This window comes from Hydrocarboniclastica marina, from assembly GCF_004851605.1.
GTDB lineage: Bacteria > Pseudomonadota > Gammaproteobacteria > Pseudomonadales > Oleiphilaceae > Hydrocarboniclastica > Hydrocarboniclastica marina.
In genome coordinates, this window is record NZ_CP031093.1 from 4,060,251 (window position 1) to 4,071,237 (window position 10,987).

Below are 10,987 nucleotides of genomic sequence, written 5' to 3' on the forward strand. Positions count from 1 at the left end.
CGGGCTTAACACCAGCTGTACCGGCGCACCGCAAAAGGCTGGCTCAGCTTTGGGCGACGGGTCTATCGGCAAAGAAGGTTTCGTTGAAGGGCAGCGGCTTACCGATGTGGTAGCCCTGGGCATAGTCGACCTTGTAGGTCTTCAGGAGTTCAACAATGTCCTGATTCTCTACAAACTCAGCCACCGTCTTGAGGCGGTATATCTTCGCCACCTGCACCAGTGCCTGAACCAGTGCCTGGTCATCCGGCTCATTGCAGAGATTGCGAATAAAGGAGCCGTCAATCTTCAGGTAGTCCACCGGTAACTGCTTGAGGTAAAAGAGCGACGAGAAGCCCACGCCGAAGTCGTCCAGAGCGAACTTGAAACCCTGCTCGCGCAAGAGCGTGATGTGCTGGCGTGTGACATTGATATCCTTTACCGCCGCCGTTTCAGTAATCTCGAATATGAGCGAACTGGCCGCGATCGGATAGCGGCGGAGCAGTTGTTCTATATGCTGCAGCAGTCGTTCCGGGTGTTGAAAAGAGGCGCCTGAGAGGTTTATGGCGATACAGGCTTCAATACCGTTGCGAACCAGCTCGGCCTGGTGAGCCATAACGCGTTCGACCACGCGTTCGTCCAACACATGAATGGCGCCGTTCCGTTCTGCGGCCTGGATAAAGAGTCCCGTGGCAAGCTGGCCCTCATCGCTGAAGACCCGTAATAGCGCTTCGTAATGGGCGATTTTGCCGGTTTCCATATCCATCAGGGGCTGGAAATAAATCTCGAAGTCACCGGTTTTAAGGACCTGGTCGACCTTGTCGTTCCAGTACACCCGTTCGCGCACCCGCTCGGTCGTGTCTTCCTTGGGGTCGAACATCTGCCACTGGTTGCGCCCCGCTTCCTTGGCCCGGTACATGGCCAGGTCAGCGTTGGCAAGCAGATCTTCAACGGTATCGCCGTGCCAGGGAATCATGGCGACACCGATACTCGCGGTGCAGCGGTGACGATGGGTTTTCCCTTCGACGTGGACCTGTGACAGGGCACGCGCGTAGCGCTCGGCCACGCCGGCCATATCCTCCGGGTTGACGTTATTGGCGATAACCGCGAACTCATCACCATCAAGACGCGCTACGAAGTCGCTGTCCCGCCCGATGTCCAACAGTCGCTGGGCAATACGCTTCAGAAGCAGGTCGCCGGTCTGGTGGCCACTGGTGTCGTTGATGTCCTTGAATTGATCCAGATCGAAGAACATGACAGCGCTGAGGTTACCTTGGCGCTTGTTGCGGTCCACCACCTGGTTGAGCTCTTCGGTGAAGCGGCGCCGGTTATACAGACCGGTGAGTGCATCCCGCGACGCCAACCAGGACATTTTCTCCTCGGCGCTCTTGCGGGCTGTGATATCGAGGGCGACCGACAGCACCAGTTCTTCGTTCCTGTCCCGGTCGTGGATAAGCGTGTTATGCCAGGCCATATGGAGCGACGTGCCGGTTTTGCACAGCAACTGCGACTCAAACCTAACGTTGGTGCAGCGGTGTGCCAGTAGTTCCGCCAGTTCCGAGCGTAACTCGGCTTTCCAGACTTCCTCTGGAACCAGCACGCCGACTGACAGGCCTTCAAGTTCCTCTCTTGAGTACCCGGTCATCTCAGCACCATGTTGGTTGATCATGACAATGTTACCGTCACGATCGAGCATCATGATGAGTGCGGGGATGGTGTTGAGGAGCTGGCGTACAAAATCCCTCTCTCCCTGGAGCTCCGCAGAGCGACGGGATAACTCCTCGTTATGCTCGTGTAGCTGGGACTGCATGGCTTCGAGGCGCTGGCTCACCCGCACCGCAGTGGCGGAAAGCACGTCTGACTCATCGTCGAAGAGCCGCTGCCGGGCTAACTTGTTAAGCGCAAGACGCATATCGTCGAACTTGTTTTCGGCCAGCCAGGGCAAATAGGCCGCGGTCTGGCGGAGACGCGTCATAGGTTTCCACAGCAGCCACAGCAGCAGCAGTTCCGCGAGGATCAAGGCAATGGTGCCGAACAGCACACTGTTGTGGATGGCGCTGTCGATCTCCCGCTGCTCATCAGTGATGTCATTGATCATCACCAGGTCGGTACCCTGCCAGGCGAAAACCCGGATTTCCCGGGTTGCGCCCTGCTCCTGAAGCACCAGGGGCTCGAACCGCATCTGATTAAGGTCCGCTTTGTCGTCAAGAGACATCAGTAGCGATCGGGTTCGGCTAAGCCGGGTCATCGCTGCTATATTGCGGTCCCAGTGGGGCAAGTCCTCGGCGCCTTCTTCCAGCGTCTCGCTGCGGTCGGTCAGCACCGCAATATCGGCGCCTGTCATTTGGCTAAACTGAACCACCAGGTCGCCCAGCGACGCACTCATAGCCATGAGGACGATATCGCGGCCCGCCAACAGAGGCATAACCAACGCCATTTCGCAGTTGCTCTCTCCGCAGTTTACCTGCCATTGCGGCCGCTCCTCCTCGCGGGCCGCGGCGAGCAGCGACGGTACCTGCAGAGCGTCTCCCAGTGTGGCCAAAAGCTCCCCTTCGGCCGTGTAAACCGACAGATCGTTCGCCCCTACCTCCATGTTCAGCGCCCAGAAAGGCTCAGCCAGGCTTGTCTGAATACGGTCGGGGTCGCCTGACACCAGTGCATCAATAACTTCCACACCACTGCCAACGCTGGTCAGAAGTTGCTGGTTGCGTAACACATTGAGGTTGAGCAGACTTTCCAGCTGCTGCCGATGGTACTGCGCGAGCTGGGTACGGCCGTGGTCGAACTGGGACTGGAGATGCAAAGCGTTCGAGAACACGAATCCGAGGAAAACGAGTGAAAGGAGAATGCTGGTAGGCGCAAAAACCTTCCACTTTATACTCAGAAAGCGTGAGGGGAAGAGCATTGGGCTATATCCGGTAGGAGATCTGGAACAGCACCATCTGCCAGTACTTTTTCAGGTCCTGGGGCCGATTCTCGCGCGTCGAGAGTATTGAGTTGCCTTCGATGACATGCCATTCGGCGCGCATCAACCAGTTGGAATCCAGACGCCAGCCCACTCCGGTGGTTACATCCTTGGTATAGAGGAAAGGATTATCGCGGTCCTCCTCGTCCGAGTAGGTCACATCCCAGCGCAGGAATGCATCCCAGGCAGGGGTGATCCGGTAGACGCCCTGTATGTAGTAACCGAAGCCCTTGGTGCTGTAGCGGAGGTTACCGCCCGCCAGGGCACCCAGCTCGGCGAGATCGGCAGAATCATAGCCGCTCAGACCGCCGTAGCCTTCCAGCGCTGCAGGATCCATGGGCATCGAACCGCCAAGCAGCGCGTTGAGATTCCCGATGTCCTCGAGGTTACTGTCAAACGTCGAGTATTCCGCAATCAGCGACCACCGCGCGGCATTATATTCAGCCGACAGTACCCAATAGTCGAACGAGATATCCAGCTCCTGACCGGGAATGGGTTTGTAGGTCGCAGAAAAGTCAGCATAGGTCACCCCCAACCGGGCCCGCCCCAGATCCCAGTCGTAGATCAGACGTGCCATGGGTGCATAGGGTGTCTCCACCTCGCCTGGCAGCGAATCGATTCCAACCAGTTCGGGATAGTCATCGCCGCTGATATTGAGCTCCGCATAGGATAAGTCGAGGTTCAGGGAGCTCAGCCCAAACTGATAGCTGCCAAACAACTGCACACCGTCCCGGGAGAAGGTCAGATCCCGCAGCCGTTCCGGGTACACGGATTGAGGCAGCAGGATGGATGGGCGCGTGTGGGCGACGTCGCGAGTCTCGTTGTAGAAGCCGACAGGTGCCCGAATTCGACCGGCTTTTATACCGAACAGCGCATCAACCCCGGCATAGAAATCATAGGTGGCGAACGCATAGTCCACCTGAAAATCGGTCTCATCAACCTCGCCGGCTTCGCGGCTCAGGAACTGAGCCGAAAGCTGCAGGTCCTGGAGCGGCTCGGCGCCCAGCAGCAGCCCGAGTTCCCGAAACTCAGTCGAGACGCTATCGTCACTCCGGCCAAAGAAGTTGTTGTCGCTGGTATGGATAGCGCCCTGGCTGGCAAAGGCATTCCAACGCCAGCTCGGCGAGAAATCGTCCGCGTGCAGTGGCGCAGCGCAGGCGATCAGGAACAACCCTTTAAGAGGAAGTTTCAATTTTAATGACCTGCACATTGGTGACATTGTTACCCTTACCCACGTAGCCGATCGCCCCCGGCGTTTCACTGACGCGTTCGATCATCTCCTGCTCACTTTTCACTTCAGTCGGGGCGCTTCCCATCCCCGAGTAAACCAACCGGTACCAGACCGCCTGCAACTGATGGGGCAGCGCCTGCAGTACCGTCTTGGCGAACTCCTGGTGCCGTTCATCCTTCTGCGGCAAAACAAAAACACGGATTTCCGAGCCGCTGCTCCAGCGGTCCAGACGCATCGTGTAGATAGCCCGTAGTTCAAGCTGGGAAAGTTCGGAAACCGGTACAGATGTGTTGGTTATGACTTCCATCGCCTGGCTGTTGCCAGCCGCGAGCAGTGTTGCGGTTATAAAGATCGCCACCCTGTGTCGCAGATTGCCAACGCTACCAATAGGGCGGCACAAGGCCAGGGCGAAAGCCCGGAGACCGCCACAGGCGACACTCATATAAAGCTGATCCTGGTCATAGACAGTTCTATCAAGGATGCACGGGAAAAGAAGGACGTAGAGGAAGTATAGAGGAGGCCCGGATTTCTACTGTAAAGCTCTGTTGCGAGCTGTAGATTTTCGTAACACAGCCCCATTATCTAATGCAGAACGACTGTTTTGACAAATTGTCAACCTCAATCCAGGGCTCGCATTTTTGAATTAAGACACGGGTCACGCTTCAACGACAACTATAGCTAATGCAACGGAAAAGCCGTTTTTTCCTGATCTAGCTCAAGGAATTGGCCCGGCAGTGGCGGGAATATGGCCTCAGCGCGGGTGTACAGCTGTACACCTTTTGTTCTAAAAATAGGATTCAGGTGCTCCCATGAATAGTCGCCCCCCCATTAATACTGCTCCCCAGTGTGTCGAAGCCGTTATTGTCGGTGCCGGTTTTGGTGGTCTCTGCATGGCTATCAAATTGCGCGAGGCCGGGATCCAGAATTTTGTCATTCTCGAAAAGGACCAGGAAGTCGGCGGCTCCTGGCGCGACAACAGCTATCCCGGCTGTGCCTGCGATGTCCAGTCCCACATGTACTCCTATTCGTTCTTCGGCAAAGCTGACTGGAGCAAGCGCTACGCGCCCTGGCACGAAATCCAGCAATATATCCTGGAAGCGGTGGACCACTACGGCTTACGCCCGTTCATCCAGTTCAATCAGGAGGTGAACAGCGCGCATTTTGATGCGGATACCGGTCGCTGGAACATTTCTGCCGGCAGTGGGCAGACCTTTAGCTGCAAGCACTTTATTCTGGCCAGTGGGCCATTGCATGTGCCTGCCATACCCAAGATCAAAGGCCTCGACAACTTCAAGGGCAAGGTTTTCCATTCCGCGCAATGGGACCATGAGTATGACCTCAAGGGCAAAAACGTGGTCTCTATCGGCACCGGCGGCAGTGCGATTCAGTATGTGCCGGAAATCGCTCCGCATGTGGCCCAACTCTATGTCATGCAGCGTTCAGCCGCCTGGGTTATACCGCGGGATGAACGTAAGTACGGACGTATCAGGAAAAAACTGTTCCAGCGTTTTCCGGTGCTGCGCAAACTCCACCGCGCCCGCCTCTACTGGACCAATGAGTCCAGGGTATGGCCGGTGTTCCACCCCGCGCTGGCCCGGGCACTACAGAAACTGGCTCAACTGTTCATTCGCATCCAGGTTAAGGACCGCCAACTGGTCGAGAAGCTCACTCCGGACTACACCATTGGTTGCAAGCGCGTTCTCATCTCCAACAAGTGGTACCCGACCTTCAATCGCAAGAACGTTGAGCTGGTTACCGACAACGTCAGTGAGATCCGCGAAAACAGCATTGTTACGCAGGACGGTAGCGAAAGGCCCGCCGACTGCATCATCCTGGGCACAGGCTTTATCGTCGACCCCCGCATTTACATGAAAGAGTTTGCACTGACCGGATTGCCGGGCCACGACATCCACAAGGACTGGAAGGACGGTGCGGAAAGCTACCTTGGCGTGACGACAGCTGGCTACCCGAATATGTATCAGCTGGTCGGTCCCAACTCGGGGCTTGGGCACAACTCCATCATTTTCATGATCGAAGCCCAGGCCAACTATATTATTCAGTGCATGCAGAAGCTAAAACAGACCGGCGCCGATTACCTGGACCTGCGGCCGGAAGTGCAGCGCGAATTCAACGAAAAGGTGCAGGAAGCGATAAAGGGTACGGTCTGGAACACCGGTTGCACCAGCTGGTACCAGCAGGATGGCGGAAAGAACTTTGCCGTCTGGCCCTGGTCTACCTGGCGCTTCTGGCTGCGCACCCGTCGCCTTGACGCCGGGGAGTACCGCTGGATGCGCTGCAAGCCAGCCCAGAAGCCAGCTGTTGCAGAACGGGAGGAAGCTACTGCGTTGCAACCCTGATTGACGGGTCCGGGTCATCCAGCCCGGCTTCCCAACTCGCCCGCAGGACATCGTCGGTGTACGGGTTCTGCGGCGCGTCCGGGCCGAAACCAGAGATTGCCGCCCGCTGTCCAGCCTGATAAGCCTGCTCTACGCTGTCCTGCTCCGTTGTCTTGAAGCGCCGCGCCTTGATGCGCTCCTTCAGGTCCCGGATATCCTCACCTACCAGGCAAAGACTGGGCACCATCAGCAAGGTAATAAAGGTCGCGAACAGCACGCCAAAGGCCACAGCAACCGCCATCGGCGCAAGAAATCGGGCCTGCGTACTCTGCTCCATAATGAGTGGCGCTACCCCGGCAAACGTGGTTAACGTCGTCAGGATGACGGGACGGAAACGCTGACCTACAGCCTCAAGCACCGCTTCCCGCACTTCCCGACCGGCCGCCTTGAGTTCGTTAACCGCACTGATCAGCACTAGGTTGTCATTCACCACGACGCCGCTCACCGCAACAATGCCTACGATCGACCAGAGCGTCAGGTCATACCCGAGGAGTGCATGCCCGAGAAAGCCGCCGACCAGCCCGAACGGTATAGCGGTCAGGATCAGCATAGGCTGCCAATAGGTGCCGAACGCAACCGTAAGTATGAAGAACATCCCGGCGATGGCCAGCGCGTAACTGACCGTCAGATAAGTCATGAACTCGGCAATGGCCTTCGGTTTACCGGCAACGGACCACTTGGTGCCCGGGTAACGCTGCACAGCTTCGGCCAACCAGTTTTGTTCCAACTCGGCCATGACCTGACCCGGAGACGCCAGGTGCTCATCGAGGTAGGCCGTAATCGTCGCGCTACGCTGATTGTCGTAATGGCTTATTACAGCAGGTGTGGATTGTTGGGAAAGCTCAGCCAGCGCGCCCAGGGGTGCAACAGACCCATCGCTCAGGGTTACCGGCAGCTGCTCAAGGTGCCAGATACTATCGCTCTGGTTTGCCGGCAAGCGCAGTACCACCGGCACATCGTGGTCACCTTCGGGCAATCGATCGACCACAGAGCCCTGGAAAGCAGCATTCACCTGGGTCCCGAGGTGCTGACGTGTCACACCCGCCAGCTCAGCGCCGGGCCGGGGATCGATCCCGATGCTGGTGAAGTGAGCTGTCATACTGTTGGAAATCTCATGGGTACCGTCGATGCGTTCAATCTGGCGCTGCAGTTCCACACTCAGTGTTTCCAGGATTTCAAGGTCATCGTGGAACAGGTTGATATGAATGTCAGGTTTGACCTCATTGAGGCTGGCATGAAAGCGCTGTGAAACCGCACCTCTGATGGGGCCCTGCTGTTCCCGCCAAAGCCGGGCCACGCTGTCCGCGTTTGAGCCATTCTCGCCAGGCGCAAGCGCGATGCTCACTCTGGCACGGAGATGGGCACCCGCGTCGTGCGCCGTGGAGTACTTGTTGCGGCGGCCCTGCTCCGCATAGATATCGGTGACAACATCATTTTCGCCTTCGCTGTTCAGCTGGTCAGCCAGCGCCTGCGCAGATTGTTGCAGCGACTCAACCGCGCGCGCCACCTGGGCGTTACTGGTGCCTTCCGGGAAGGCGACGTCGACCATGACGATGTCGCCGTCAACCTTTGAAAACATCATGACTGTCAGCCAGCCGCTGTTCAGGAACGCAAGGCAAAGCAGAAAAATGCCAAAAAAGGCCGCCAGCAACGGATAGCGCTGGGTGGTTGCCCACCGAAGAAACGGCATGAACCGTTCCTGGACCCAGCGGTCGAAACGGCGGTTCACCGCCGCGCTGAAGAGGTCGCTGCGATCCGGTGGGCGCTTCATCGCGCTGTGAAGATGCGCGGGCAGAATCCACAGGGACTCGGCCAGCGACAGGATCAGAATGCCAATGGCGACTATGGGCACCACACGCATGAATTCGCCTTCCGGCCCCGGCAGAAACAGCATGGGCGCAAAAGCAAGAATAGTGGTCAGGATGGCGTAGGTAACGGGACCGGCCACCCGCTGGGTTCCAGCAATGACTGCGGCTCGGGTAGGGCCGTCTTCACGGCCCTGTTCATAAACGCTCTCGCCAACGACAGCGGCATCGTCAACCACAATCCCCAGCACCAGGATGAAGGCAAACAGCGAAATGGTGTTGAAGGACTGATCAAACAGTGGCAGTAAAATGCAGGCGCCCAACATGGAGACGGGAATGCCCAGCCCCACCCAGCCGGCCAGCCGCAACCCCAGGAACACCCCGAGAATGACTACCAGCAACGCCAGGCCCTGGAGCGCGCTGCTCCACAGCAGTTGGGAGCGGCTTTCATACTGGATGGCGCTGTCCTCCCAGAGGATCAGCCGCATGCCCTCCGGAAGCTGGACCTCATGGACAAACTTCCTTACCTCAGCAGCAACATCGACCACATCCTGATTGCCGACCCGATAGATATCGAGGGCTGCGGCAGGTTGGCCATTGAGCCAGGCGCCCATGGAGTCACGTCCAAATCCATCCTCCAACCGGGCGATACGGTCAAGGTAAAGGACATCACCATCCGGCCCCCGCCGGACCTCGACCTCCCGGTAGGCCTCCGGATCACTGATTTGCTCACCCGCCTGCAGCAGGGCATTGGACTGGTCGGTTCGCAGCAGGCCTCCCGTAACCCGTGTCACCTGATTGCGGATACTGTCCGCCAGTTCCGCGAAGGTCAGGTCGTAGCGGTAGAGGTCTTGCCGGGACACTTCAATACCGAGTTCCCGGCTCGGCAAACCCTCCACTTCGACCTGGGCTATTGCCGGGGTCGAGAGCAGGTCTCTGCGCAGGCCCCGGGCCAGATTGTAGAGTTCACGGGGTCGGGCGTCGCCCGTCAGCAGCACCCGGGCGACCCGGTTGCGAAAGATGACTTCTTCGACGACCGGCGGTTCGGCCGTTTCCGGCAGGCTGTCCAGGGCTACCGTGCGCGCCGCGATAAGATCGCGAACCGTCTGAACGTCGTAGCCCTCGAGCACATCCACCGTGATCGAACACAGGCCTTCCCGGGCTTCGCTACGAACGTCAGTAATTCCCTCGATACCCTCAATTGCAGTCTCCAGAGGCGTGCACAGCAGCTGTTCCGTGACTTCTGGAGGGCTACCGGCTAGCTTGCTGACGACGCCAATGCGCTCCAGTGGAACGTTCAGCAGTGTTTCCTGGCGGGTGTTGGGGATGGCCAACAGGCCGCCCAGGATCAACACCGCGGCCAACAGGTTGGCAACACGGGGGTTGTCGATAAACCATTCGATCGAGCCACGCATTACTGGCGCGTCCTGGTGGCAGAGGCCAGCGTACTCGTCTCAGCGCCGGCTGCGTCCTTGGCTGAAGCCGGTCGGCCGCGCGCGCCTTCAAGCAAGTGCCTGTGTCCTTGCTCAAGCACCAGCTCGCCGACTTCAAGGCCCGCCGTTACGTAAACGTTGGTCTGGTCGCGATGGGTCCATTGCACGGGCTTGCGGCGTAGTCGCTCGCCGTCGTCCAGGACCCAGACTTCTGACTTGCCAACCAGGGCCTCACGTGGAAGCACAAAAACATCGTCCAGAACCGCGCCCTGAATCTCCGCTTCGACGTAGACGCCCGGCTCCAGGGGCAGCGTGCCCGGATCAACCGCGACTTCTGCAATAAGCCAGGTCATCTGGTTACGGTTCAACCCGCCTTCGCGCCGAGTAATCATGGCGGGCCAGACCCGCTCGCGCCCGCCAAAGCTTCCTCGCAGGATAACCGGCACTTCAAGGGATGCCTGCACACTCATGAGGTCGGCATCCAGCAACTGGAGCCAGTCGTCGCGAACCGGCAGCCTCACCTCCGGTGTGCTGTAAAGCCGTCCCAGCGGTTCGCCTGCGCCGATCTGCTGGCCGGCAGAGACCGAGACCTGTTCCAAACGGCCTGAAAACGGCGCAACCAGAACACTCCGGCGCAACCGCCGCCGTGCCATCTGCAGGGTGGACTCGGCCGAGGCCAGACGGGCCCGGGCCTCACTGAGCTGAGGCTTGAACAACGCAAAGTCGGTTGCTTTGCTGCTGGCATTGCGCCGCGCCACTACTGCATTGGCCTCGACTTCCTGCAGGTGAAGGCGCGCCGCGCTTACCTGGTGTTCATACTGGGCCACATCCAGCACAAAAGGTTCGGGGTCGAGCCGGGCCAGGGTCTGGCCAGACTCGACCCATCTACCGCTTTCAAAGGCTGGGTCGAGCTCGATGATTTCGCCGCTGGACTGCAAGCTCAGGGGGATGTGATGGCGAGCGCGGGCGATTCCCTGGCTCCGTAACGACAGCTGAACACGCTCCCGTTGGGCCAGTCGAACGGAGTACTCGGGTATGGGTGTTACCTCAGCCCGTGTATGGGATTCCGGCGCAGCCAGGTAAACGCCCGCGATAAGGCCGGCAAACACCAGAACCACAGGTATCCAGGTCCAGCCCGGGTTGAACAGCCGACGAAACTTCGAGGTCGCATTCATAAGTTA

At 58.6% G+C, this 10,987-nt stretch carries 6 protein-coding genes; 1 reads left to right on the forward strand and 5 read right to left on the reverse strand.

What is annotated here, in order from left to right:
* Positions 1-43: 43 nt before the first annotated feature.
* The 3 genes from soil367_RS17930 to soil367_RS17940 are packed head-to-tail and all read right to left on the reverse strand — an operon-like array spanning position 44 to position 4,614.
* Entirely contained in the window at positions 44-2,881 is a 2,838-nt protein-coding gene (locus soil367_RS17930) for a bifunctional diguanylate cyclase/phosphodiesterase (protein ID WP_136550388.1), read from the reverse strand.
* Between the two features lie 4 nt (positions 2,882-2,885).
* Entirely contained in the window at positions 2,886-4,133 is a 1,248-nt protein-coding gene (locus tag soil367_RS17935) for a hypothetical protein (protein WP_136550389.1), read from the reverse strand.
* Positions 4,117-4,614, reverse strand: a complete 498-nt coding sequence (locus soil367_RS17940) for a type 2 periplasmic-binding domain-containing protein (RefSeq protein ID WP_216642745.1) — start codon at positions 4,612-4,614, stop codon at positions 4,117-4,119. The genes soil367_RS17935 and soil367_RS17940 overlap by 17 nt, the downstream gene beginning before the upstream one ends.
* A gap of 367 nt (positions 4,615-4,981) precedes the next feature.
* Here soil367_RS17940 and soil367_RS17945 point away from each other — a divergent pair, with 367 nt between their 5' ends.
* On the forward strand, positions 4,982-6,529 hold the full coding sequence (locus tag soil367_RS17945) for a flavin-containing monooxygenase (RefSeq protein WP_136550390.1): 1,548 nt from the start codon (positions 4,982-4,984) through the stop codon (positions 6,527-6,529).
* Here soil367_RS17945 and soil367_RS17950 read toward each other — a convergent pair.
* Both soil367_RS17950 and soil367_RS17955 read right to left on the reverse strand, forming a co-directional pair.
* Positions 6,510-9,788, reverse strand: a complete 3,279-nt coding sequence (locus tag soil367_RS17950; protein WP_136550391.1) for an efflux RND transporter permease subunit — start codon at positions 9,786-9,788, stop codon at positions 6,510-6,512. The two genes, soil367_RS17945 and soil367_RS17950, sit on opposite strands and share 20 nt — an antisense overlap.
* Positions 9,788-10,981, reverse strand: a complete 1,194-nt coding sequence (locus soil367_RS17955) for an efflux RND transporter periplasmic adaptor subunit (protein WP_136550392.1) — start codon at positions 10,979-10,981, stop codon at positions 9,788-9,790. Before soil367_RS17955 ends, soil367_RS17950 begins: the two co-directional genes overlap by 1 nt.
* Between the last annotated feature and the right edge of the window lie 6 nt (positions 10,982-10,987).